The organism is Bradyrhizobium sp. USDA3010, from assembly GCF_056429065.1.
Genome location: NZ_JBWJZD010000018.1, coordinates 138952 through 163153, shown reverse-complemented (window position 1 = coordinate 163153; position 24202 = coordinate 138952). Strand labels below are relative to the sequence as shown.

27 protein-coding genes and 2 tRNA genes are annotated in these 24202 nt (G+C 63.8%); 19 read left to right on the top strand and 10 right to left on the bottom strand.

Going from position 1 to position 24202, the window contains the following annotated elements; all coding sequences use genetic code 11:
- Positions 1-236: 236 nt before the first annotated feature.
- Positions 237-725, bottom strand: coding sequence for a YciE/YciF ferroxidase family protein (locus tag AC066Y_RS25635; protein ID WP_478276286.1), 489 nt, complete (start codon positions 723-725; stop codon positions 237-239).
- Positions 726-824: 99 nt separating this feature from the next.
- On the bottom strand, positions 825-2057 hold the full coding sequence (locus AC066Y_RS25630) for a hydantoinase/carbamoylase family amidase (RefSeq protein ID WP_478276285.1): 1233 nt from the start codon (positions 2055-2057) through the stop codon (positions 825-827).
- A 155-nt stretch (positions 2058-2212) separates the two neighbouring features.
- Between AC066Y_RS25630 and AC066Y_RS25625 the strand changes: the two genes are divergently transcribed.
- The 4 genes from AC066Y_RS25625 to AC066Y_RS25610 all read left to right on the top strand — a co-directional run bounded on the left by AC066Y_RS25625 (position 2213) and on the right by AC066Y_RS25610 (position 3735).
- Positions 2213-2563 carry a hypothetical protein gene (locus AC066Y_RS25625; protein ID WP_478276284.1) on the top strand — a complete coding sequence of 117 codons (351 nt, stop codon included), beginning with the start codon at positions 2213-2215 and terminating at the stop codon, positions 2561-2563.
- Between the two features lie 395 nt (positions 2564-2958).
- Positions 2959-3033: transfer RNA gene (locus AC066Y_RS25620), tRNA-Glu, on the top strand.
- Between the two features lie 167 nt (positions 3034-3200).
- The gene (locus AC066Y_RS25615; RefSeq protein ID WP_478276283.1) at positions 3201-3458 is read left to right on the top strand and encodes a PilZ domain-containing protein; all 258 of its coding nucleotides are present in this window, start codon (positions 3201-3203) and stop codon (positions 3456-3458) included.
- A gap of 31 nt (positions 3459-3489) precedes the next feature.
- Positions 3490-3735 (top strand): hypothetical protein, encoded by a 246-nt coding sequence (locus tag AC066Y_RS25610; protein WP_478276282.1) that lies wholly within the window; start codon positions 3490-3492, stop codon positions 3733-3735.
- Between the two features lie 12 nt (positions 3736-3747).
- Here AC066Y_RS25610 and AC066Y_RS25605 read toward each other — a convergent pair whose 3' ends face one another.
- The 3 genes from AC066Y_RS25605 to AC066Y_RS25595 all read right to left on the bottom strand — a co-directional run bounded on the left by AC066Y_RS25605 (position 3748) and on the right by AC066Y_RS25595 (position 6147).
- A complete protein-coding gene (locus AC066Y_RS25605; RefSeq protein ID WP_478276281.1) occupies positions 3748-4389 on the bottom strand; it encodes a glutathione S-transferase family protein in 642 nt (213 codons plus the stop codon).
- A 347-nt stretch (positions 4390-4736) separates the two neighbouring features.
- On the bottom strand, positions 4737-5189 hold the full coding sequence (locus AC066Y_RS25600) for a VOC family protein (RefSeq protein WP_478276280.1): 453 nt from the start codon (positions 5187-5189) through the stop codon (positions 4737-4739).
- Between the two features lie 784 nt (positions 5190-5973).
- Positions 5974-6147 carry a hypothetical protein gene (locus AC066Y_RS25595; RefSeq protein WP_478276279.1) on the bottom strand — a complete coding sequence of 58 codons (174 nt, stop codon included), beginning with the start codon at positions 6145-6147 and terminating at the stop codon, positions 5974-5976.
- A gap of 170 nt (positions 6148-6317) precedes the next feature.
- On the opposite strand from AC066Y_RS25595, the gene AC066Y_RS25590 reads away from it, so the two are divergent.
- The 3 genes from AC066Y_RS25590 to AC066Y_RS25580 all read left to right on the top strand — a co-directional run bounded on the left by AC066Y_RS25590 (position 6318) and on the right by AC066Y_RS25580 (position 7683).
- Entirely contained in the window at positions 6318-6665 is a 348-nt protein-coding gene (locus AC066Y_RS25590; RefSeq protein WP_478276278.1) for a GrlR family regulatory protein, read from the top strand.
- A gap of 238 nt (positions 6666-6903) precedes the next feature.
- Positions 6904-7089, top strand: coding sequence for a hypothetical protein (locus AC066Y_RS25585; RefSeq protein WP_478276277.1), 186 nt, complete (start codon positions 6904-6906; stop codon positions 7087-7089).
- Positions 7090-7404: 315 nt separating this feature from the next.
- Complete coding sequence (locus AC066Y_RS25580) at positions 7405-7683, top strand: hypothetical protein (RefSeq protein ID WP_456756886.1); 279 nt, start codon at positions 7405-7407, stop codon at positions 7681-7683.
- 136 nt (positions 7684-7819) lie between these two features.
- Here the strand turns inward: AC066Y_RS25580 and AC066Y_RS25575 are convergent, their stop codons facing one another.
- The gene (locus AC066Y_RS25575; RefSeq protein ID WP_171947559.1) at positions 7820-7981 is read right to left on the bottom strand and encodes a hypothetical protein; all 162 of its coding nucleotides are present in this window, start codon (positions 7979-7981) and stop codon (positions 7820-7822) included.
- A gap of 267 nt (positions 7982-8248) precedes the next feature.
- Here AC066Y_RS25575 and AC066Y_RS25570 point away from each other — a divergent pair, with 267 nt between their 5' ends.
- The 6 genes from AC066Y_RS25570 (at position 8249) to AC066Y_RS25545 (ending at position 12349) form a co-directional block, all read left to right on the top strand.
- A complete protein-coding gene (locus AC066Y_RS25570; RefSeq protein WP_478276276.1) occupies positions 8249-9010 on the top strand; it encodes an SIR2 family NAD-dependent protein deacylase in 762 nt (253 codons plus the stop codon).
- A gap of 200 nt (positions 9011-9210) precedes the next feature.
- The gene (locus tag AC066Y_RS25565) at positions 9211-9873 is read left to right on the top strand and encodes a cold-shock protein (protein WP_092113928.1); all 663 of its coding nucleotides are present in this window, start codon (positions 9211-9213) and stop codon (positions 9871-9873) included.
- A gap of 122 nt (positions 9874-9995) precedes the next feature.
- Positions 9996-10475: a DUF192 domain-containing protein gene (locus AC066Y_RS25560; protein WP_478276275.1), complete on the top strand. Its 480-nt coding sequence runs from the start codon at positions 9996-9998 to the stop codon at positions 10473-10475.
- A gap of 119 nt (positions 10476-10594) precedes the next feature.
- Positions 10595-10671: transfer RNA gene (locus AC066Y_RS25555), tRNA-Pro, on the top strand.
- Between the two features lie 89 nt (positions 10672-10760).
- Complete coding sequence (locus tag AC066Y_RS25550) at positions 10761-11009, top strand: hypothetical protein (protein WP_478276274.1); 249 nt, start codon at positions 10761-10763, stop codon at positions 11007-11009.
- 563 nt (positions 11010-11572) lie between these two features.
- On the top strand, positions 11573-12349 hold the full coding sequence (locus AC066Y_RS25545; protein WP_478276273.1) for a cyclase family protein: 777 nt from the start codon (positions 11573-11575) through the stop codon (positions 12347-12349).
- 341 nt (positions 12350-12690) lie between these two features.
- Here the strand turns inward: AC066Y_RS25545 and AC066Y_RS25540 are convergent, their stop codons facing one another.
- A complete protein-coding gene (locus tag AC066Y_RS25540) occupies positions 12691-12960 on the bottom strand; it encodes a hypothetical protein (protein ID WP_478276272.1) in 270 nt (89 codons plus the stop codon).
- 367 nt (positions 12961-13327) lie between these two features.
- Here AC066Y_RS25540 and AC066Y_RS25535 point away from each other — a divergent pair, with 367 nt between their 5' ends.
- The gene (locus tag AC066Y_RS25535; RefSeq protein WP_478276271.1) at positions 13328-15148 is read left to right on the top strand and encodes a carbamoyltransferase family protein; all 1821 of its coding nucleotides are present in this window, start codon (positions 13328-13330) and stop codon (positions 15146-15148) included.
- A 6-nt stretch (positions 15149-15154) separates the two neighbouring features.
- Here AC066Y_RS25535 and AC066Y_RS25530 read toward each other — a convergent pair whose 3' ends face one another.
- Positions 15155-16318 carry an OpgC domain-containing protein gene (locus AC066Y_RS25530; protein ID WP_478276270.1) on the bottom strand — a complete coding sequence of 388 codons (1164 nt, stop codon included), beginning with the start codon at positions 16316-16318 and terminating at the stop codon, positions 15155-15157.
- 242 nt (positions 16319-16560) lie between these two features.
- Between AC066Y_RS25530 and AC066Y_RS25525 the strand changes: the two genes are divergently transcribed.
- On the top strand, positions 16561-16866 hold the full coding sequence (locus AC066Y_RS25525) for an ETC complex I subunit (protein WP_092113947.1): 306 nt from the start codon (positions 16561-16563) through the stop codon (positions 16864-16866).
- A gap of 49 nt (positions 16867-16915) precedes the next feature.
- Here AC066Y_RS25525 and AC066Y_RS25520 read toward each other — a convergent pair whose 3' ends face one another.
- Complete coding sequence (locus AC066Y_RS25520) at positions 16916-17413, bottom strand: Lrp/AsnC family transcriptional regulator (protein ID WP_478276269.1); 498 nt, start codon at positions 17411-17413, stop codon at positions 16916-16918.
- 2 nt (positions 17414-17415) lie between these two features.
- On the bottom strand, positions 17416-18069 hold the full coding sequence (locus AC066Y_RS25515; RefSeq protein WP_478276268.1) for a TetR/AcrR family transcriptional regulator: 654 nt from the start codon (positions 18067-18069) through the stop codon (positions 17416-17418).
- Between the two features lie 192 nt (positions 18070-18261).
- On the opposite strand from AC066Y_RS25515, the gene AC066Y_RS25510 reads away from it, so the two are divergent.
- The 4 genes from AC066Y_RS25510 to AC066Y_RS25495 all read left to right on the top strand — a co-directional run bounded on the left by AC066Y_RS25510 (position 18262) and on the right by AC066Y_RS25495 (position 24194).
- Positions 18262-19434, top strand: a complete 1173-nt coding sequence (locus AC066Y_RS25510; RefSeq protein ID WP_478276267.1) for an isovaleryl-CoA dehydrogenase — start codon at positions 18262-18264, stop codon at positions 19432-19434.
- Between the two features lie 208 nt (positions 19435-19642).
- Positions 19643-21247 (top strand): carboxyl transferase domain-containing protein, encoded by a 1605-nt coding sequence (locus tag AC066Y_RS25505; protein WP_478276266.1) that lies wholly within the window; start codon positions 19643-19645, stop codon positions 21245-21247.
- A gap of 14 nt (positions 21248-21261) precedes the next feature.
- Positions 21262-23271 carry an acetyl/propionyl/methylcrotonyl-CoA carboxylase subunit alpha gene (locus AC066Y_RS25500; RefSeq protein WP_478276265.1) on the top strand — a complete coding sequence of 670 codons (2010 nt, stop codon included), beginning with the start codon at positions 21262-21264 and terminating at the stop codon, positions 23269-23271.
- Positions 23268-24194, top strand: a complete 927-nt coding sequence (locus tag AC066Y_RS25495; RefSeq protein ID WP_478276264.1) for a hydroxymethylglutaryl-CoA lyase — start codon at positions 23268-23270, stop codon at positions 24192-24194. The genes AC066Y_RS25500 and AC066Y_RS25495 overlap by 4 nt, the downstream gene beginning before the upstream one ends.
- Positions 24195-24202: the final 8 nt, after the last annotated feature.

Here is a 24202-nt window from a genome sequence, read left to right as displayed (position 1 = left end):
CATGGCGAGTGTGGCGGCCCGGATGCGCGGAGGGTGGGTGTCAGCAACCGAATCCTACGCCACCTCAGCGGCTTACGCCACGCTCGCCAGCCTCTCAACAAGCCGCTGATGAATAAGACGGGCTAGCGTTCTCGTCACCGATAGATGCCGCGTGCGGGGCGATGACGATGACCAACGGCCCGCGCGGCAATATGTTCCTGCAATGGGAACAATCTCCGCGCGGGCCGAGGCCCATCTCAGGCTGCTTCAGCGTTGATGGCTGCGACGGCCAGTTTAGTCAGCGCGTCGTCGGTTTTCTTCTCCTCAGCCAGGGTCTGATCGAGAAGCTTGACCGCGTCGTTCATGCTCAGCTTGTTGGCCCATGCCTTGAGCGTGCCATAGCGGGAGATTTCGTAATGCTCGACCGCCTGCGCCGCGGCCAGCAGTCCAGGATCGAGCGCCGGCGTGTCGGCGTATTCGTCCATGATCTCCTCGCCCTCGTCGATGATCCCCTCGATCGCGTCGCATTTCTTGCCGCGCGCCGGTTTTCCCAACAGCTCGAAGATCTTCTCGAGCCGGTCGATCTGGCCTTCCGTCTCCTCGTGATGCTTCTCGAAGGCTGCGCGCAATTTATCCGATGACGCTGCCTTGGCCATCTTCGGCAGCGCCTTATAGATCTGCTTCTCGGCGTAGTAGATGTCCTTCAAGGTGTCGAGGAACAGGGCGCTGAGGTCTTTTTCCGGCATCGACTTTCTCCATCGCAAAGGTTGATTTCGCGATCCCAACCCGTGCGCAGATGCGATGTTCCTATTTGTGGTGGCTCGGGCTTGAGCCACCCGAACCGATCATTGCGTCAGCAGGCGCCGGCAGGTTTCGACGAACACCTCGCCGCCCGTGACGATATCGGCGTCGTCGGTGTTCTCGCTCCAGTGATGGCTGATGCCGCCGATCGACGGCACGAACAGCATGGCCGCCGGCATGATGGTGGCGAGGACCTGGGCGTCATGGCCGGCACCGCTCGGCATGCGGATTGATTTGCCGCCGGCGCAGGCGGCGCTCGCGGCTTCGATCGCATCCTGGAAGGCAGGCGTCATCATCGCGGGAACGCCGGTGCGGATCCGCTCGACGTTCACGCCACAGCGGCCCTGTGCGGTCGCCTCGGCGGCCATGCGATGCAGGTGTTCTTCGAGACGTGCGATCACCTCGGGATTGTCGTCGCGGATCTGGAACAGCATCTCGGCGTGGCCTGGGATGATGCTCGGCGCGCCCGGGTCGAGCGCGATGCGGCCGGTGGTCCAGACCGTGCGCGGTCCGCACCGGGCAGGGAAGCTGTCGTCGATCGCGACGCAGAACCGCGCCAGCGCCAGGCCGGCATCCTTGCGCACCGCCATCCGCGTGGTGCCGGCATGGTTCTGCTCGCCGGTGAACGTGATGCGATATTGCCAGATGCCGACGATGGAGGTGACGACGCCGATCTTGAGCCGGCCAGCTTCCAGCGTGTCGCCTTGCTCGATATGCGCTTCGAGATAGCCGATATGGCGGCCAGCTTCGGCGGTGAGGCGCGCCCGGCCGGCAAAGCCTGCATCGTGCAGCGCCTGTCGCATGGTGCGATCGCTGGAGCGGTCGCGCGCCGCATCGATGTCGGCTTCGGTCACGGCGCCGGTGAACGACCGGCTGCCGAGGAAGCTGCCGAAATGCCCTTCCTCGTCGCACCATGCCGCGACCTCGACCGCGCCGTTGACGCCGGGATCACCGTTGATGACGCGCGCGGCTTCGAGCGCATAGATCACGCCGAGCGGCCCATCGAGCCAGCCGGCATGGTTCTGGCTTTCGAGATGCGAGCCCGCGAGCAGCTTCGGTCCTGCTTTCGCACTGGTGCCGAACACATTGCCGATGCCGTCGATTGTCGCGGTGAGGTCGGCATCGGGCAGGTGCGCCGCCAGCCAGTCCAGCGAGCGCAGATGCGGCTCCGAGAATGTCGGCTTGTGCACGCCGGTCTTGTAGGCGCCGATCGCGCGCAGTGCATTGAGATCGGCGAGCACGCGCTTGCCGTCGAAGCGACCGTTGATGCCTGGCATGGTTGGACTCCGGATGAGCGTCTTGGTGCCTCAATCCCGTCTTGATGCCGTCGCGGTTGGATGCGACCGAACAATCAGGGTGAACGATTTCTTAGCGGTTCTGCTCTTAGGTCGCAGGACTGATGTCGCGGTACGAATAGCGTGTGAGTGTGATCATGTCTGCATTCAGGAACTGGGCTCGCAAGGCCGCTGTGCTGTTTCTTCCGATCGCGCTCGGCGCCTGCGCGCAATACTCGCAGCAATACAGCATGACGACCCCGCCGCCGGGAACAGGTCCGCTGGCCTGGGACGGCGCGGGGCAGGATCCCAATCAGCCGCATCCCCGACGCCAAGCGCGGAATGTGTCGCCGGCGGTGGCGGAGACGCAACTGTCGGAAGCGGATGCCGACGACCGGCTGGCGCGCAAGCTCGTGATCTGCAGCACCTGCATCAAGCAGACGCCGGTGGCGGCGGCCGCAGCGCAGCCGACCAATCGTCAGGACGTCGCGAGCGTGACCAATCACTAGCGCGCTGTCGCCAGACTTCGATCCGGCCTGCAGGCCTTAGTTAGGCCACGATGTCGTTCGATGCGCAGGCCCATGCCGTTCCGAAGAATGTCGTTCCGAAAACTCATTGTTCCCGCCGTCGTCGTCGCGCTTGCCGCGGCGATCCTGATTCACGGGGGCGGTTCGTGGGCCCATGCGCATGCGCCGTCGCATTGCGGCTTCTGGACCTCGATCGAGGCCGGATTGTCGTGCAGGTAATCTCCCGCCGGAGGCCCCGGCGGCAGTCCGGGAAAAGCGTGTCTCGACGCTTGCCCGTCCGGCCAATCGCCACTATACGTTCGCCCGTCGCGGCCGTTCGCCGGTAGCGGCCAGTACGGCACATCTCACGTCTAACGTATTGATTTGCCGGGAGTTTTGCTCCCTTCGTCTATCGGTTAGGACGCCACCCTTTCACGGTGGAGAGAGCGGTTCGATTCCGCTAGGGAGCGCCATCGGCGCCAAACCGGAAATCCAGCAGACTCAACGAATTATCGCGCAGGCGAACGCCTTGTCGTGCGGTTCCGCTCACTGTGAACAAAGGCACGATCACTGCAATCCGCCGGTTTTTCGCAACCCTTTGTAAAGCCAGCGGCGATACGGCTGGGCCGGGGATGATGTGATGGTTTTAGGATCCAAGAAGCGCGAAACGCGCAAATCGCTGCGCCAATCCGGCTGGATCACGCTCGACGGCGGATTCGCCGCGCGGCCGTGCGTGGTCGAGGACATGTCCTCGTCGGGCGCAAAGATCACCGTGCAGGACAACAACACGCTGCCGGCCAAGCTGCGGCTGGCGTTTTCGCGCGACGCCCGCACCGGGCGCGCCTGCGAAGTGGTCTGGCGCGAGGGCAAGACGTTCGGCGTCAGATTCGTGCGCTAGCCTGATCCGACCCCGCGCGATAAAAGGCCGGATGCGCAAGACCTGCTACGCTGTCATCGCCGTCCTGCTTCCCGCCGCTGCGTTCGCGCAAGCCGGCGACCGCCGCAATTTCCAGACGCCTCCCGATGCCGGCAGGACCCTGCCGTCGAAATCCGCGACGCGGAGCAATCCCTGCTCCTCGTACGGACCGGGCTTCGTCAAGGTCGAGGGCTCCGACACCTGCGTGAGGTTGGGTGGCGCCATCAGTGTCGGTGCAGGGGTGTCCAGCGGACGCTGAGCGGCTTGCCGCTCACGACATCGGCGGCGCGACGATGTGCACGAAGGCCGGCCGCTGCGCGATCTCGCCGAACCAGCGCTCGAGATGGGGCAGCTTCGGCTTCGTGACGCCCTCGACACCGAACCAGCGCCGCGCAAAGGCGCCGAGCGCGATGTCGGCGATCGTGAACTGATCGCCCTCGACATAGCGGCGGCTTGCAAGCTGCGCCTCGACGACGCGCCACACCGCGCCCGCGGCATCGGCGTCCTTCTGAATCTGCACCATGTCGCGCTCGTCCGGCGCCGTGCGCACCAGCCCCCAGAACAGCGGGCGCTCGACCGGTTGCAGCGTCGACAGCGTCCAGTCGAGCCAGCGGTCAACGGCGGCGCGCGCCTTCGGCGCCTGCGGATAGACCGGCGAGCTCTGGCCGTAGGCCATGCAGAGATAGCGCATCACCGAATTGGATTCCCACAGCACATAGTCGCCGTCGACCAGCGTCGGGACGCGGCCATTCGGATTCATCGCGAGATAATCCGCCTGATCGTTCTTGCCGAACTGCATGCCGGCATCGATGCGCTGATAGGGCAGGTCGAGCTCGGCCAGACACCAGAGCACCTTTTGCACATTGACCGAATTGGCCCGGCCCCAGATCGTCAGTTGCGGCTTGCTGTCCATCACGCGTTTTCTTTCCGCTGTTGCGCTTTGCGCGCGTTCTTAGCCGAACCGTCAGGGAAAAGCGCGGGGTGAATTGTACCGAGCGAAAAAAAAGAGGCTCCGCCGAGATGCGGCAGAGCCTCGTCAATAACAGTCAAAGCGCAGTCAGTGACCGAACAGCAACCACAGCACGATGATCACCGGGATCGGCACACCCAACAGCCAAAGCAAAAGTCCTTTTCCCATCTCCTCGCCTCCTCGCATTCGTGTGAGGAGGCAACGTCAACTGCTGTGTCATGTTCCTCGCGATCGCTCCGCGCTTCGCCGATGGAGAAACGCGGATAGGAACGTGAGTGCCGGCGCGGCGTTTACCAATGCCCGGTGTTCGGCATCGAGGCCCATGGTTCGGCCGGCGCCTTCGGATCGCCCTTCTGCAGGAGCTCGATCGAGTGCAGGTCGGGCGAGCGCACGAACGCCATGTTGCCGTCGCGCGGCGGACGATTGATGGTGACGCCCATCTTCATCAGCTTCTCGCAGGTCGCGTAGATGTCGTCGACCTCGTAGGCGAGATGGCCGAAATGGCGGTCCTCGCCGTATTTCTCCTCGTCCCAATTGTAGGTCAATTCGACCAGCGGCGCGCCGCGGCCTTGCGGCAGCGACTTGAGCAGATGGAGATCTTCCTCCGCGCAGAGAAACACCAGCGTGAAGCGGCCCTTGTCATTGTCGATGCGGCGCACTTCCTTCAGCCCCAGCGCATCCTGATAGAATTTCATCGCGACATCGAGATTGCGGACGCGCAGCATGGTGTGCAGATAGCGCATTTTCTTGTCCTCCTGGGAATTCAGAGATTTTGTTTTGGCTCGGGGAGACGCGCCAAGAAATAGCAGCAAAACGCGGCGCGGGGCAGGGGCCTGTACGACTTTTGCGACCGCTCCGGGCGGCTGCGTTCTCAAGCTTTCGCGAGCCGTCGCTCTGAGCGACCTGCGACACGCTCATGCGGTGCGCGATACGGGAAAGCCCCGCCCAGGAAAATTCTGGAACGGGGCTTTCGTGGTCGAGCCTTGGAGGCACGGCCCTCTATCTCATCGAATGCCCATCACCGCCAATCAAGGACGTGCGAGGTTGGACCTCCTCTAAAAAGCAAAACCCCGCGAGTGGGCTCGCGAGGTCTGATGCCGGCGGGCCTTGGGGAGATCGTGCCGGCAACCGATCATCTAACGGTGCGCGCGGCGGCAGGTTCCAGCATCCCGAAAATAGAAAGCCCCGCAGGCTGGATGCGGGGCTTTCCCAGTTGACGGACTGGGGATCTCTCAGGGCGTGAGCCGTCAACTGTTGGGGACCAAACTTAAGGTTGAATTTATAAAATGCAACAGCGCCGCGTAGACGGAATATCCTCGTCCCACAGCGCTGCGCCAGACACTGGGCCCTGAAATCCCCAGCGCAGTTTTGTGTTGGCGCTGCGCAAAAGGTTCAAAGGAAAAGCCCGGCGAGGTGGATTTGCGGTGGCCTTCAGCGCCGGCCTGGCGATGGTCCCCGGATCCCGCGCGACATGCGGCGCGCGCGCCGCCGCGTGTGCAATGCAAACGTCGTTGGCCGGTTACGATCTCACACCTTGATGTCGAGAATGGTCTCGACGGCATCGCGGTCGGCCTTGTTCTTGGCGGCGAAGACGTCGAGCACATCGTCGCTGATGATGCGCGGCTGCTGCTTCGCCGTTTGATCGACGACGAGTTGCACTCTGGCTTGCGTCACTTCGACAGGTACGGGGTAAATGAGCATGGCTCTCTCTCCTCCGGCTGTCGAACCCTGTCAGGGCTTTCTTAACGATTTGTAAGCATCTGGATCAGCGCTTTCGGTTCGAATCGGGCGGCCGGGGCGGTATCGGCCCGCTCGCCTGCCAGCCTGCTTGGCGCCATACTGCGGGCCTTTGGGACCGAACGGCGCGATCGATGAGGAACGGGCTCTATTCGATCCATATCCATATGATGGACGGCGTGCGGGGCCGCGACAGCGGCGTCCTGATTCTGCGCGATGGTCTGCTGATCGGCGGCGGGCCGCATTTCTGGTCGATCGGGGCCTACACGGCCGGCGAGGGCACCTGGAAGGGGCATCTCAGGACCAACCAGCATTCCCCGTTTTCCGATCCGTTCACCCGGCCGCTGTTCGCCGGCCAGGAGGTGACGAGCGGATTTTCCGGCACCTTCAGCGGTGACCGGGCCGAAGTGTTCGGAACCGTGCTGGTTGGAACCCGCAGCCTGAGCTTCCAGGCAACCCTGAAAAGGCTGGCCGACGCCTGATCGCGGCAAGGCTGTGGACGAGTGCGCAGCAAGCTTCGAATTCTGTTTGGCAAATCGACCTGTCGCGGCTGTGGATTTGCTGCGGACAAACGCGGGATATCGTTGTGGATGTCGCGACGGCCTGAGGCATTCCGACGCCGCCTTACCGGGCCACCGCTAACCCTACCGGGTTAGGTTAAGAGCAGCATTGCGTTGTCACCACCTGTGATTGCGGTAGGGATGGTTGCAGGTGACAGCCATGACGCCATCGTTCCATAGCGCTGACAGACCGACCCACCGGCGCGTGATGGTGGCGGGCTTGCTGCTCTGTTCCGCCTTTGTCGCGATCAGCTTCTGGCTTCGGCCGCAGCCGGAGAGTGGCAAGGCGCTCGTGAAGGCGGACCGGCTGGTCCGCACGGCGGGAGAGGCGCGGAAATCAAACTAGAACTGACAAATTGAGCCGCGCCCGGCGCTCAGTCCGGCAGCTTCCCGTTGGGATGCTTGTGATACATCGCGATGCCGATAAAGCCGGCAAAGCCCATCACATTCAGCAGCAGTTCCATCCACGCCGGCATCGATGCCAACCTCGCTCACGGGAAAGCTAATCATTGAGGTTGTGTTTTTGTTCCAGTGCTAATCGATGGTAGCTTTGCGCTAGCGCATGGCTGCGGAACCGGAACACCGGGCTCCGGACCCGCTATTGCTGCAACCATCCCATTGAGCCGGCGTTACTCTTGCGGACTTACGTGAGGAGGTTGCGATGAGAAAGGTATTGGCAGTTTTGGCAACGGTCACGACGGTCGGCGCAACGATGATCAGTGCGCCGGCACAGGCGCGTCATATCGGTCCTGGCCTGGCTTTCGGTCTGGCTGCCGGCGCACTCGCCGCGGGCGCTGCCGCCGCGTATGGTCCCTACTACTACGGGCCCGGCTACTATCCCGGCTATTATTACGGCCCGCGCTACTATGGCTACTACGGCCCTGGTCCCTACGCCTACTATCGCCCGTATTATCGGCACCACTACTATCGCTATTGGTGATGGCGGCGAGCCCGGAGCAGAGCGCTCCGGGCTTTCTCAACTGCGCGTCATGGTGTGATCGCGCGGAAGTGCGTTCGGGTGGTCATTGGCTCACCGTGTGATCGTGCTCCGGTGGGCGCACGCGATCGGCGCGAGATCAAGCGCTCTTGCGCTGCAATCCACTCCAGACATTGCCGAGCGTGTTGTCGTAATATTCCTGGCGATCGCGCTCGAACTTCTGCTGCGTCGCGCGGAAGCTGGCAACGCGTGCGACGATCTCTTCGCGCTCGCGCGCAGCACTGTCTTTCTGATCGGCCATTGCCCATCCTCTTCGTCGTGGTCCTATCCCCGCCGCGCATTGGCATCAGTGAATTGGGCGTCAATGCGGAGCAGGCTTTGCAGGATTGTGATGAAGCCAAGGCAACAGAAGAGGCAGCCGAAGAGCGACGAGGCTGACGCGCCGGCGGATCAGGTCGCCAACGCAACCCGATCGCCGAGGCCTCGCCGCCAATCGCTCGCGTGATGGTTGAACTCGCAATCGCCCCGACCATGCTATAGTCGCGGCCGGCCAACCGGATCATTCCCAGTGATTGCAAAGGATCTACGTAGCGGCGTCGAGCGGCTGGGCAACATGATTGCCGAGGCTTCGTCGATCGTGCCTTTCACCGGGGCGGGCATCTCCACCGAGTGCGGCATTCCCGACTTCCGCTCGCCTGGCGGGCTGTGGACGCGCAACCGGCCGATCCCGTTCGACGAGTTCGTGGCCAGTCAGGAGGCGCGCGACGAGTCATGGCGCCGGCGCTTCGCGATGGAACCGACATTTGCGGCCGCCAAGCCGGGGCGCGGGCATTGCGCGCTCGCGTCACTCTACCGGGCCGGTAAGGTTCCCGGCATCATCACCCAAAACATCGACAATCTGCATCAGGCGTCGGGCTTCAAGGCCGATGACGTCATCGAGCTGCACGGCAACACCACCTACGCCCGCTGCATCGGTTGCGGCAAGGACTACGACCTCGCGTGGGTGAAGCTGCACTTCGACAAGACCGGTGGTGCGCCCGACTGCGCGGAGTGCGGCGATCCGGTGAAGACCGCGACGATCTCGTTCGGGCAGTCGATGCCCGAGGATGCAATGCGCCTCGCGGCGGAACTCGCAAGGCACTGCGACCTGTTCCTGGCGATCGGCTCATCGCTGGTGGTATGGCCCGCTGCAGGGTTTCCGATGATGGCGAAGGAGAGCGGCGCGCGGCTCGTGATCATCAACAACGAGCCGACCGATCAGGACGACATCGCCGACCTGGTGATCCGGCATGACATCGGCGACACGCTTGGTCCATTCGTAGGCAATTGACGCCTGATTGATTCGCGGCTGTGCAAGCCTGTTCATAGTTCCCGCAAGAATCGTTTTTTAGCTATGCCCGGCAAGCGGGAGTGTTATCTTTTGGTTGAGAGATTCGCGCAGTTGTCCGAGTGAGTTGGTCATGGAGAGCAGCGTGTACAGGGTGCGCCGCAACGTCGGCGCTCTGCATTTGATGTGTGGGGTCCGGGGTCATGGGGTCGGACGGATTTGAGTCCAAGAAGCTCGGCGGACCGCCGATAGGCGGAGTTGGGCAAAGCAGGATTGCACAAGGCGAGTACGGCAGCGCGCCGCGCGATCCGGCGATCGATGCCTTCTCCGGTCTCGGCGACGCCGCGGCCAACCTCGTCGAAGTCTCCGGCGTCATCAAATGGTTCGACGCCTCGAAAGGCTACGGCTTCATCGTCCCCGACAATGGCTGGCCCGACATCCTGCTGCACGTGACGGTGCTGCGGCGCGACGGCCATCAGACCGCCTATGAGGGCGCGCGGCTCGTCGTCGAGTGCGTGCAGCGCGCGAAGGGTTACCAGGCCTTCCGCATCGTCTCGATGGACGAGTCGACCGCGATCCATCCGGCGCAGATGCTGCCGCCGCGAACCCATGTCACCGTGACCGCGACCAGCGGGCTCGAGCGTGCGCAGGTCAAGTGGTTCAACCGGCTGCGCGGCTTCGGCTTCGTGACTTGCGGGGAGGGCACGCCCGACATCTTCGTGCACATGGAGACGCTGCGCCGCTTCGGCATGACCGAGCTGCGCCCGGGCCAGTACGTGCTGGTCCGGTTCGGGCCCGGCTCCAAGGGCATGATGGCCGCCGAGATCCACCCGGAGACCGGTCCGTCGGCGCTGTCGTCGCACTGAGCCCCGCGCTGGACTCCCTGACGGAAACGTGAGCCGCCGGCGAGCCGCCAGGGCTCTGGCATTTGCCGCAATCATCAGGTTAGGGTCCGCCGGAAAATCTTCCCCGGTGTGAGTATTTGTCGATGGATTTCGATCGCATGGTTGGGCGGCTTCGCCCGTGGCTGTTGGCCTCCCTCATCATGATGTTCGGCGCGCTGCTAGCCCCGGCCGCGCAGGCTGCCAGCGTCCAGCCGCTCGAGATCGTCACCAAGTCAGGCGTGCACGTCTTCTCCGTCGAAATGGCGACCACCGAGCAGGAGAAGGAGACCGGCCTGATGTACCGGAAGGAGCTCGCGGACGGCAAAGGCATGCTGTTCGACTTCACGCCGGAGCAGGAAGTGTCGATGTGGATGAAGAACACCTATATCTCGCTCGACATGATCTTCATCCGCGCCGACGGCCGCATCCTGCGGATCGCCGAAAACACCGAGCCGATGTCGACCAAGATCATTCCGTCACGGGGGCTCGCCAGGGGCGTCCTCGAGGTGATTGCCGGCACCGCGCAGAAATACGGCATCCAGCCCGGCGACCGGGTCGGCCACCCGCTGTTCGGCGGCCGCTAGCTCTCTGTTCCAGCGGTTTTTGGGCGGGAAACCGTTGCCAATCTCCCAGCCGGAAGTCCCGCACCGGCGCCTTGCTGGCGCTGGCTGAAGCGTGTATCCACGGGGCTTCTCGGAAATGTCGGGGTATAGCGCAGCCTGGTAGCGCGGCAGTTTTGGGTACTGCAGGTCGTTGGTTCGAATCCAGCTGCCCCGACCATTTAATTCAAGGACTTGATAGGTTTTTGGAGGCCTTTTACGTCCCAGATTTTGCGTCTGGGAAGAGCATGGAAGGAAGAGGGCGGCGTCTTGGACAAGTCCGTCGAACTTACCGATCCGGCCACCGAACTCGCCGAACTTGTTGAGCGGCTGCGACCGACGAAGCGAATGCCGACTGGATTAGAAGCAATCGCTGGCGTCATGGTCGCTCAAGACGATGCGATCTTTGTTGATCTGCTGCTGAAGCCCCGCGCTCCGCTCCTCGCAACTTCAGCCGCCCGGGCGCTGACCAGATCAACGAGTCGGCGGGTTGTAGCGATCCAAGATCACGGTTCTTGAGCCACTCTCCGACGGTCGCAAGATGGCATCGTCGAATTTGTGATAGCGGTCAAACTGCTGCTGCTCATCGCGCAGATGTGGCGCTTCGGCGGACGCGTAGGCTCTATTTGCACCGTTCCAGTGATCATATCCCGACACGACGCAACCCCGTCTTGATTCAGATGCAGATAGGTTAGCATCGTTGTAAGGGTATCTCTGTATCGCCGTGGCAACACCACCAGCAATCCGCCCGACATGAGGACACGGATTGTTTCTGTGGCTCTCTGTGCGTGAACAGCGTTCTGGCACGGGTAACCACGCTCCGGCCGGGATGTCTTGCCTGACGCAACAACGCCGCCTGGACGGAATATGGATCGTCCAGACGGCGTCGCCGAATACTGGGCCCTGAAATCCCCAGTGCCCATGGGTCGTCCGCGCGTGAAATAGGTTCAACGTTGCGGCGCCTTGCCGCTGTCGCAACCGGAGCAGACCGCGCCTGATCTCGAGCGGATGTGGCTTGCCGATGGTGCGCGCGGACTGGCAGGTTGGTTCGGCCTGACAAGACCAATCCGCGAGGAAGCACCATGGCGCGCAGACTGATCGATATCTCGGTTCCCTTGCAGAACGACGTTCCGGCCGATCCGCCGGGCAATCACCCGACCATCCAGTATATCGACCACCAGCAAGGGCTGCCGCGCATGCTGCAGTTCTTCGATGGGCTGAAGGCTGCGGATCTGCCTGACGGGCAGGGCTGGGCCGTCGAGCAGGTCTCGCTCTCCACGCACAACGGCACGCATCTCGATGCGCCCTGGCATTTCCATCCGACCATGAACCGCGGCGAACGCTCGTGGACCATCGATGAGGTGCCGCTGGAATGGTGCTTTCAGCCGGGCGTCAAGCTCGACTTCCGCCATCTGCCTGACGGCTACGTCGCGACCGCAGGCGATGTCGAAGCCGAGCTGAAGCGGATCGGCCATACGCTGTCGCCGCTCGAGATCGTCGTCGTCAACACCAGCGCCGGCGCGAAATATGGCCAGGCCGACTACGTCAATTCGGGCTGTGGCATGGGCTATGAGGCGACGATGTATCTGCTCGAGCGCGGTGTGCGGCTGACCGGCATCGACGGCTGGAGCTGGGACGCGCCGTTCGTCTTCACTGCTAAGAGATACGCTGAGACCAGGGACGCCAGCCTGATCTGGGAAGGCCACAAGGCCGGGCGGCACATCGGCTACTGCCACATCGAGAAGCTGCACAATCTCGAGCTTTTGCCGTCGACCGGGTTCATGGTGTCGTGCTTCCCGGTGAAGATCGAGCGCGCGTCGGCGGGATGGACGAGGGCGGTTGCGATCCTGGACGGCTAGCCGCGCGGTTTCGGGCCAATTCGGGAACCGGTGGACAGACCGTTCATTCCGGTGGGTTGTTGCGGCACGGCTACAGCCTCAGGCAGACGAATCTGCTTAGATGCACGCAGTAGATGCATTGGGTGATCGGGCCGGCGGCTCGGCCTCGCGTCCCGATTTCTGAAGCGTTCTCTCCCGTGACTAGAGCCCCGGCGCGTCTCCCGGGGCTCTTTCTTGCGTGCCGCAGGTCAGCCTGGCCGCAGATGCCCAAAAAGAAAATCAGGTGCGCCGGAAACCGACGCACCTGATCTATGTCTTCAATATCGCTTGTGTCGGCTGTATCGCTTGGGTGTCGCCGGTTGTTACCACCGGCAAACGCGAACACCACGCGGGGTCCACCAGCAACGGGGACCGACATAACCGCCGTAGTAGCCATAGCCACGGCCATAGCCCCATCCGCGACCACGGCCCCAGCCACCGCCACGATAGCCCCAGCCACCGCCACGTCCGCGCCAGGCTTGCGCGGGCGCCGTGGTGGCGCCGACCAGAATGGCAGAGGTGCTTGCGACATAGACGAACAACAAAGCGACTGCTGCAAGGCAACGAGTCAGGATATTGTAGCGTTTAGTCATTCTGAAGATCTCCAGTCACTTCCAAACATCTGAACTGATGCTGGCTGTCTCGCTTAAGACGCGCAACACCGCTATTCGGTTCGAGCATCCTAAGACAATATTTTTACTAAGGTTCTTGCTAGCTTTAACGACTCTATTGAGGCCAACAGGTAAGGTCAAGTTACAGTCCCGCCTGCAAAGGATGATGTGGTTGCTTCGCTCATCTTGTCGTTCATCCGCCGTTCATTCTGTTCATCTTGCATTGCGCCGACGTGATTTGTGCAGCGCAGAAGCAGCGATTTGCGAGCCGCGGAAAATGCCGTCGAGAACTTGAAGTCGACACGATCCTGTTCTCTGAGCGTTTGAGAATCCTCCCTGAAGAGTGCCCATGCCGAAACAACACACCTACGTCCTTGGTCTCAACGTCTACGACCATGACGTCAGCGCCTGCCTGCTGCGCGACGGCGCGATCGCCTATGCGATCTCCAAGGAGCGCATTACCCGCGAGAAGCACGCCTCCGGCTTCTACAAGGAAGTCATCGACTACTGCCTGTCCGCCGAGGGCATCACGCTCGACGACGTCGATCTCGTGGTGCGCAACAGCTACATCCTGCCGGTGCCCGAGATGGAGGAGCGGATGCTCCATCAGGACATGCCGGGCTTCCTGCCGATCGCCGAGCGCAACGAGGCGATCAAGCATCCGCTGTTTCGCGCGAAGTCCGACAAGGTGGTGTCGATCTCGCATCACCTAGCGCATGCCTACAGCGCGTTTGCGGTGTCACCGTGCAGGGACGGCGTCGTGATGATCGTCGATGGCGTCGGCAACTACCAGGCCGACGCGATGGAAACCTATCCACCCGATGGGGCGTCGCCGCTCGCCCGCGAGTCCGAGAGTTACTACAGGTTCGACGACACCAGGCTCGAATGCCTGAAGAAGGTCTTTATGGAGCCGGCGCGCGGTCTCTTGTCGGACGAGTTCTACAACATGCCGGGTTTAGGGGCGCTGTACAGCCGGATCTCGACCTATGTGTTCGGCGACTGGAACAAGTGCGGCGAGCTGATGGGGCTTGCGCCCTATGGCCGCCATGAGCAAGTCGGCCATCTGCTCGAGATGAAGGACGGCAGGCTGCACGTGCCGTTCTGGGGCGAGGAGAACCGGCAGCCCTTCGTGCTCGACAGCGGCAGCTGGGAGAAGAATCCCGCGATGCGGCACTGGGAGGACATCGCCTGGCGGGTGCAGGACGACACCGAGAACGTGCTGCTGGCGCGGGCGCGCTGGCTGCGCGAGACCACCGGCGCGAAGAACCTCTGCATCGCCGGCGGCGTCGCGCTGAACTGCGTGGCCAACGGGCGCATCGCGCGCGAGGCCGGCTTCGACAACGTCTGGATCCAGCCCGCTGCCGGCGACGACGGCATCGCCATCGGCTGCGCCTACTACGGCTGGCTGGAGATCCTCAAGCAGCGCCGCTCGTTCGTGATGGACCACGCCTATGTCGGCCGGCGCTACAGCGACGCCGAGGTCGCGGCCGCGCTGCAAAGCTTCCTGGTCCGCATCCAGGTCGACGCGAAGCGCAGCGACAACATCTGCCGCGATACCGCGAAGCTGCTCGCCGACCAGCGCGTGATCGGCTGGTTTCAGGGGCCTTCTGAATTCGGTCCGCGCGCGCTGGGCAACCGCAGCCTGATCGCCGATCCGCGCAAGGCCGAGATGAAGGACATCCTTAACAGCCGCGTCAAGCACCGCCAGGCCTTCCGCCCGTTCGCGCCGATCGTGCTGGCCGAGCGGATGAAGGAGATCTTCGAGGGCGAGGAGGACTCTCCCTACATGCTGATCGCCAAGCCGGTGCGGCCGGAGTGGCGCGACAAGATCCCGGCGATCGTGCATGTCGACGGTTCGGCGCGGGTGCAGAGCGTGCGGGAGGAAACCAACCCGGTGCTCTATCGCCTGCTGAAGGAGTTCGAGGCGCTGACCGGCGTGCCGGTGCTGATCAACACCTCGTTCAACGTCAAGGGCGAACCGATCATCGAGACGCCGCAGGATGCGGTGAGCTGCTTCCTCACCACCGGGATCGACAACCTCGTGCTGCACGACACGCTGGTGTCGAAGACCGCAATGCACAAGGTCGTCACGCCCGTGATGACGACGATCGGCGACGTCGCCACCATCGTCTCCTCGACGACGCAGGACGGCAGCCGGGGAGGCGCCTGAAGCCTGTCAGGCCGCCTTTGCCGGCGCCGCCGGTTTCTGCGCAGGCGGCTTGATCGGCTTGTCCTGCCGCTTCGACCACGAGATGTAATAGGCCACGATCGTCATGATCGCGATGCCGGAGATGCTGACGAAGATCTGCGCGAACAGCGAGCCCGAACTCATCGACAGCTCGAAATGTCCGACAAAGGACAGGAACACGCCGACGCAGAACACCGCGAGCGACTGCTGGCCGCAGACGATCAGGGGATCGAACACCTTCCACTCCAGCGCCGACCAGTCCTTCGGGACGAAGCGGATCACCAGCACCGTGATCACCACGAAGTGCAGGAAGCGATAGGGCGCGAGGTTGGTCTTGTCGTTCGGGTTGAAGGTCGAATACAGCCAGTCAGGGAACATCGCGCCGAAGTCCGGGAAGCGGCCGGCCATCGTCATGATCAGGGCGAAGATCATATAGGCGATGCAGAACCACAGCGTGTAGCGCGAATTGATGATGTGCATGTTCGCGCGCGCGCCGCCCATCGCGCACCACGAGCCGAATACGAACAGCACCTGCCAGGCGAACGGATTGAAGTACCAGGTCCCGGCCGGGTAGGCGGGCAAGTTCCAGCCCATGTGCCGCGACACCAGCCACAGCGCGAGCGAGGCCAGCATGGTCCAGTTCGGCTGCCGCAGCATGAACCACAGCACCGGCGGGAACAGGCCCATCAGCACGATGTAGAGCGGCAGCACGTCGAGATTGACCGGCTTGAACTTCAGGAACAGGCCCTGGCGCAGCGTCTCGGTGGCGTTGTCGACGAGGCCCGCGACATTGAACTCGTTGATGATCTCGGAATCGCCGAAGCGCAGCGCCAGATAGCTGATCGAGGCGATGTAGATCACGAACAGGATGATGTGGGCGACATAGAGCTGCCAGACGCGCTTGGTCAGCCTTGTGGCGCCGACGATGAAGCCGCGCTCCAGCATCATGCGCGCATAGACGAAGGATGCGGTGTAGCCGGAGATGAAGACGAACAGGTCCGCGGCATCGCTGAAGCCGTAATTCCGGGTCGTGATCCAGTTCACGATATTGTCGGGGATGTGATCGAGATAGATCGCCCAGTTCGCGATCCCGCGGAACAGGTCGAGCCGGAGGTCACGTCCTTTGTCGGGCAGGTGAGCGTGGATTTCCATGGGGCGCCGCTTCCTCGAGATGATGCTGTCGAGAAGGCCGCGCCGCGGCCCCAAGGGGCTCCAAACCGAAGCCCCCCGAGGCCAGATTGTCACAGCGCGGTAGAATGACTATACCGGTCCGGCGAAGGCTCCCTCCGAGATCGAGGAATCACCGATCAGTTCGTTGAACGGTGTCTCTATACTATCCCGGCGGTTTCCTTCAAATCGCTTCCATATCGCACATCCCACGGGGCCGACCATCCATGACCGCACGCATTTTTAAGCCCGCCAAAAACGCGATGCAATCGGGACGTGCCAAGACCAAAGAGTGGCAACTGGACTACGAGCCGGAGCAGCCGCGCACCGTGGAGCCCTTGATGGGCTGGACCTCGTCCACTGACATGAAGCAGCAGCTCACGCTGCAGTTCGAGACCAAGGAGGAGGCGGTCGCCTATTGCGAGCGCAAGGGCATCGCCTACCAGGTGATCGAGCCGAAGGATTCGGCGCACCGCCAGATCGCCTATGCCGACAATTTTGCATTCCGCCGCTGGGAGCCGTGGACCCATTAGGGGCTGGACCCACTAAGGTCGGGTCCACCAGATCGGGCTGAGCCCGCGATCAGCTCGCGGGGGTAGGCGCGGCGAGGGCGCCCGGAATCGGCAGCGGCGCATCCTTGGAGACGCCGAGCACCGGAAAGCTTCGGATTTTGCGCACGTTGGGCAGGCCGGCGAACTGCAGCAGCTGCTGACGCATGTCGTCGACGCTGGGCGCGACACATCTCAGCATGAAATCGGCATCGCCCGAGATCCGCCAGCATTGCAGGAAGCGCGGCACGGCGGCGACCGCCGCCTCGAACGCCTCGATCGCAACCAGGTTCTGGCTGTCGAGCTGGATCAGGACGAAGGTCGTCACCTCATAGCCCAATAGCCGTTCGTCCAGCGTGGCGCGGATCGCCTGCACCACGCCGCGACTGCGCAAGGCGCGGACCCGGCGCAGGCAGGGCGGGGCGGTGATGCCGACGCGCTCCGCGAGCTCGTTGATCCTGATCCGGCCGTCCCGCTGCAATTCGGACAGGATCCGCAGATCGATGTCATCGAGCTGTGGGCGCTCTGTCACAGTCACGAACCCGCTACCGCGGTCCGCGGGCTCTTGCTGCCGCTGCCGACCCGAACGAGCGCGGCCTGCGGTGCGACGCCCGACAGCACCAGCTTCTCATGCGCCGCGATGATGGCGTCGCGGGTCAGCCGGCCGCCGGGGCGGTACCAGGTGCAAAGACCCGTCAGCAGCGCGATGATGGCGAAGGTCGCGACCTGGATATCGCCGACCTCGAACACGCCGTCCGCGACCCCCTCGGTGAGGATCTGCGCCAGCCGCTGCTCATAGGCGCCGCGCAACGCCACCACGACGTCGTAGTTCTTGGCATCGAGGCTGCGGAGTTCGGAATTGGCGATGAAGACCTCGCGCTTGCGGGTCATGTGATAGCTGACGTGGAAGGCGACGAAGGCGCGCAGCTGCTCGACCGGATCGGCCTTGCCCTCCAGCGCGAGATCGAGCTCGCGCAGCAAATCGTTGATATGCTCCTGCACCAGATCGAACAGCAGATCCTGCTTGGTTGAGATATGGTTGTAGAGTGAGCCCGCCTGGATGCCGACCTCGGCGGCGAGCTGGCGCAGGCTCATCGCCTCGTAGCCGCGCTCGAAGATCAGGCGCACGCCGGCCTTGCGGATCGCCTCCAGCGTCGTGGGGCCATGTGAGCCGATCGTGCGTGCCATCGGGGCCTCGGAGGGATGTTGGCTTGTCAGGGAGTGCCGGAAACAAGCAAACGACCGTATGTATATCGCATGAAATCCCAGCAAATTCAACGAACTGCGGATTTCGCACGCGAACCATAGCACAGTCGCTTGCGAAGCCAAGAAAAAAACGTATGATCGTTTAATTGCAAGATGAATCTCATGGGAGGGATCATGGCCTCGAACCGGGCGGCAATCTTCAATTTCGACCTTGGCGAGACCGCGGATGCGATCCGCGAGACGGTGCATGATTTCTCGACCAACGAGATCGCGCCGCGCGCCGCCGAGATCGATCGCTCCAACACCTTTCCGCGCGACCTCTGGCCGAAAATCGGCGCGCTCGGCCTGCACGGCATCACCGTCGAGGAGGAGTACGGCGGCTCTGGCCTCGGCTATCTCGAGCACTGCATCGCGGTCGAGGAGATCTCGCGCGCTTCGGCCTCGGTCGGGCTGGCCTACGGCGCGCATTCCAACCTCTGCGTCAACCAGATCCGCCGCAACGGCAACGAGGCGCAGAAGCGCAAATATCTGCCCAAGCTGATCTCCGGCGAGCATGTCGGGTCGCTGGCGATGTCGGAGCCCGGTGCCGGCTCGGATGTGGTCTCGATGAAGACCCGCGCCGAGAAGAAGGGCGACCGCTTCGTGCTCAACGGCAACAAGATGTGGATCACCAACGGTCCCCATGCCGAGACGCTGGTGGTCTATGCCAGGACCGATGCCAATGCCGGCCCACGCGGCATCACCGCCTTCATCATCGAAAAGGGCATGAAGGGATTTTCCACCGCGCAGAAGCTCGACAAGCTCGGCATGCGCGGCTCCGACACCTGCGAGCTGGTATTCGAGGATTGCGAGGTGCCCGAAGAGAACGTGCTCTCCGAGGTCGGGCGCGGCGTCAACGTCTTGATGTCTGGTCTCGACTATGAGCGCGCCGTGCTGGCGGCGGGACCGATCGGCATCATGCAGGCCTGCATGGACGTCGTGCTGCCTTACGTCCACGAGCGCAAGCAGTTCGGCGAGCCGATCGGCTCGTTCCAGCTGGTGCAGGGCAAGATCGCCGACATGTACACCACGATGAACGCCTCGCGCGCCTATGTTTACGCGGTGGCGAAGGCCTGCGACCGCGGCGAGACCACGCGCGAGGACGCCGCCGGCGCCATTCTCTACGCCGCCGAGAAGGCCACCCAATGCGCGCTGGATGCGATCCAGCTGCTCGGCGGCAACGGCTACATCAACGACTATCCGACCGGCCGGCTGCTGCGCGATGCCAAGCTCTACGAGATCGGCGCCGGCACCAGCGAGATCCGCCGCATGCTGATCGGCCGCGAGCTGTTCGCGAAGACGGCCTAGATTCTTCTCCCTCGCCCCGCTCTTGCGGGGAGGGGGTTGGGGTGAGGGGCTGTCACCGCGTTAGTGGTGACAGATGTGTTCGCGGAGGCTCCTCCTCACCCGGATCGCATCTTCGATGCAATCCGACCTCTCCCCGCAAGCGGGGCGAGGTGACATAGGGCCTCCGTTCGTCGTTCTAACGTGTCCTCCAACGAAACGTGCAACAGCGATGCCGCTTCATTCGACGATCGATCCCACGTCCTCCGAATTCGCCCGCAACGCCGATGTGATGCGCAGCCTGGTCTCAGAACTCCGCGACAAGCTCAAGCAGGTCGCGGGCGGCGGGGGTGAGACCTCGCGCAAGCGGCACACCTCGCGCGGCAAGATGCTGGCGCGCGATCGCGTCGATCTGCTGGTCGATCCCGGCACCGCGTTCCTGGAGCTGTCGCCGCTCGCCGCCAACGGGCTCTACGGCGGCGACGTGCATTCGGCCAGCGTCATCACCGGCGTCGGGCGCATCTCCGGGCGCGAATGCATCATCGTTGCCAACGACGCCACCATCAAGGGCGGCACCTATTACCCGATGACGGTGAAGAAGCATCTGCGTGCCCAGGACATCGCGCGGCAGAACAATCTGCCCTGCGTCTACATGGTGGATTCCGGCGGCGCCTTCCTGCCGTTGCAGGACGAGATCTTTCCCGACGAGCGGCATTTCGGCCGCATCTTCTACAATCAGGCGCAGATGTCGTCGCAGGGCATCCCGCAGATCGCGATCGTGATGGGCTCCTGCACGGCGGGCGGCGCTTATGTGCCTGCCATGTCCGACGAGAGCATCATCGTGCGCAATCAAGGCACGATCTTCCTCGGCGGCCCGCCGCTGGTGAAGGCCGCGACCGGCGAGGTCGTCACCGCTGAAGAGCTCGGCGGCGCCGACGTCCACTCCCGGCAGTCGGGCGTGACCGATCACTACGCGCAGAACGATGCGCACGCGATCGGGATCGCGCGCCGCATCGTCGGCACGCTGAAGCAGCCGGCCAAGGCACCGCTCAACATGCGCACCGTCCAGGAGCCGCTGTTTCCGGCCGAGGAGATCTACGGCGTGGTCTCCGCCGACGGCCGCAAGCCGTTCGACGTGCACGACATCATCGCGCGGATCGTCGACGGCTCCGAATTCGACGAATTCAAGAAGCTGTACGGTACCACGCTGATCTGCGGCTTCGCCCATATCTGGGGCTATCCGGTCGGCATCATCGCCAACAACGGCATCCTGTTCAGCGAGAGTTCGCTGAAGGGCGCGCATTTCATCGAGCTGTGCTGCCAGCGCGGCATTCCGCTGGTGTTCCTGCAGAACATCACCGGTTTCATGGTCGGCAAGAAGTACGAGGCGGGCGGCATCGCGCGCGACGGCGCCAAGCTGGTGACGGCGGTTGCGACCGCCGGCGTGCCGAAATTCACCGTCGTGATCGGCGGCTCCTACGGCGCCGGCAATTACGGGATGTGCGGCCGCGCCTATAGTCCGCGCTTCCTCTGGCTGTGGCCGAACGCCCGCATCTCGGTGATGGGCGGCGAGCAGGCCTCGATGGTGTTGAGCCAGGTGCGCCGTGACGGCATCGAGGCCAAGGGCGAGAGCTGGTCGGCGGAAGAGGAAGACAAGTTCCGCGAGCCGATCCGCGCGCAATACGAAAAGCAGGGCAATCCCTACTACGCGACCGCGCGGCTCTGGGACGACGGCGTGATCGATCCCGCCGATACCCGCCTGGTGCTCGGGCTCGGCCTGTCGGCCGCCGCCAACGCGCCGATCGAGCCGACGAAGTTCGGCCTGTTCAGGATGTGACCCAGGATCTGATCATGGACCGCTCAAAACTCTACCGGCGTTTCCGCACGCTTCTGATCGCCAACCGCGGCGAGATCGCCTGCCGCGTCATCCGCTCGGCGCGCGCCATGGGGCTGCGCACGGTCGCGGTCTATTCCGAGGCCGACCGCGACGCGATGCATGTCGCACTCGCCGACGAGGCGGTGCTGCTCGGGCCCGCGCGGGCGCGCGACAGCTATCTCAACATCGAGCGCGTGATCGCGGCTGCAAAACAGACCGGCGCCGAGGCGGTGCATCCCGGCTACGGCTTCCTGTCTGAAAATGCCGAGTTCGCGCAGGCCTGTCTCGATGCCGGTTTGGTGTTCGTCGGCCCGACCGCGGCGATGATGACCGCGATGGGCTCGAAATCCGGCTCGAAGGCGCTGATGGAGAAGGCCGGCGTGCCGCTGGTGCCCGGCTATCACGGCGAGGCGCAGGACGAGGCGATCCTGGCGGAGGCCGCCAACCGGATCGGCTTCCCGGTGCTGGTCAAGGCGTCAGCCGGCGGCGGCGGCCGTGGCATGCGCGTGGTCAGTGCGGCGGCGGATCTTGCGGCCGCTATCACGAGCGCCAAGCGCGAGGCCAAGGCGGCGTTCGGCGACGACCGCATGCTGATCGAGAAGTACGTGCAGAACCCGCGCCACATCGAGGTGCAGATCATCGGCGACAGCCACGGCAATCTGCTGTCGCTGTGGGAGCGCGAATGCACGCTGCAGCGCCGCCACCAGAAGGTGATCGAGGAAGCGCCGTCGCCGACACTCAACACCGCGCAGCGCGAGACGGTCTGCGAGGCCGCGCGCAAGGCGGCCGGCGCGGTCAACTATGTCGGCGCCGGCACCATCGAGTTCGTCTCCGACGGCAAGGACGTGTTCTTCATCGAGATGAACACGCGTCTGCAGGTCGAACATCCCGTCACCGAGCTGATCACCGGCGTCGATCTCGTCGATTGGCAGCTGCGCGTTGCGTTCGGCGAGGCCCTGCCGCTGAAGCAGGACGAGATCAGGCTGAACGGGCACGCCATCGAGGCCCGCGTCTACGCGGAAAACCCGCAGAAGAACTTCATGCCTTCGGTCGGCCGCATCAAGACCTGGCGGACGCCGCCGGAAGGCGACGGCCTGCGCATCGATGCCGGCTATCGCAGCGGCGATAACGTCTCGCCGTATTACGACGCGATGCTCGCCAAGGTGATCGCCTGGGCGCCGACGCGCGAGGGCGCGATCGAGAAACTCAATCGCGGGCTGCAAGAGACCGACGTTCGCGGCATCGTCACCAACATCCCGTTCCTGTCGGCGCTGGTGACGCATCCGGACACCAGGGCCAATGCGATCGATACCGGCTTCATTGAGCGCGAGCTGAAGAACCTGACATCAGGCACCGGCGGCGCCGGTGAGTTCGAGCTCTGCGCGGCGGTGGCCGCGATCGTCAACGATGAGCAGAAGGCGGCGCGGCGCGAGGCGAACTCGCCCTGGCAGGCCTTCGGCTGGATGCCGGTCGGCCGCCGCCAGCGGCTGTTTTCATTCCGGCAGGGCCACGAGCCCGCCCACACCATCACGCTGCACTATGGCAATGGACCGTCGACGCTCTCGATCGGTGGGCGCGAGCTTGCCTTTGCCATCTCGTCCCCCCGCGAGGATGGCTTCGACCTGACGCTCGACGGCCTCAAGTCGCGCGTCGCCTCGGTCATCGAGGGCCACGAGCTTTACTTGCGCACCCGCAACGGCCGTTTCGACCTGCACTGGGTCGATCCGTTCGGCGGCGAGAGCGAGGAGCAGGTCGGTGAGGACAAGATCGTGGCGCCCTTGCCGGGAACCGTGGTCGCGTTGCTGGCCGAAGAGGGCGCGACGCTGGAGAAGGGCGCGCCGATCCTGACGCTGGAAGTGATGAAGATGGAGCAGACCCTGCGCGCGCCCTATGCCGGCGTGTTGAAGAAGCTCAAATGCAAGGTCGGCGACATCGTCGGTGAGGGCGTCGAGCTTGCCGAAGTCGAGCCCGTGGCTGCGTCATGAGCGATCAGATCCACATCGTCGAGATGGGGCCGCGCGACGGCCTGCAAAACGAGAAAACGCCGGTCAGCGTCGAGGCGCGCATCGACTTCGTCGAGGCACTGGTGGCGGCGGGGCTTAAAACCGTCGAGGTCGGCGCCTTCGTGTCGCCGAAGGCGATCCCGCAGATGGCAAGCTCCGACCAGGTGCTGCGCGGCGTCAGCCAAATCAAGGAGAAGGTCAAGGACGCCGAATTCCATGTGCTGGTGCCGAACGAGAAGGGCTATGACGCCGCGCGCGCGGCCGGTGCCCGGGTGGTCTCGGTGTTCGCAGCGGCCTCTGAAGGCTTCTCGCGCGCCAATATCAATTGCTCGATCGCGGAATCGATCGAGCGCTTCAAGCCGGTACTGGCGCGCGCCAAGGCCGATGGCGTCAAGGTGCGCGGCTATATCTCCTGCGTGCTCGGCTGCCCGTTCGACGGCGAGATCAAGCCGAAGGCGGTCGCCGATCTCGCCGTGACGCTGTGGGATCTCGGCTGCTACGAAATCTCGCTCGGCGACACCATCGGCGTCGGCACGCCGCTCAAGGCCAAGGAGATGTTGCGCGCGGTCGGCGGCGAGCTGCCGGTCGGCAACCTGGCGATGCACTTCCACGACACCTATGGCCAGGCGCTCGCCAACCTCTATGCCGGCATGGAGGAGGGCGTGCGCGTGATCGATGCCGCCGCCGGCGGCCTCGGCGGCTGCCCCTATGCGCCCGGCGCCACCGGCAACGTCGCGACCGAGGATGTCGTCTACATGCTCGAAGGCATGGGCGTGAAAACCGGCATCGACATGGACAAGCTGCTGGCCGCGACGAACGAGGTCGCCGGCTTGCTCGGCCGTCCGCCGGTCAGCCGCGTCGCTTCGGCGCTGAACGCGAAACGGAAGCGGCTCGGCGGATCGTAGGGGCACGG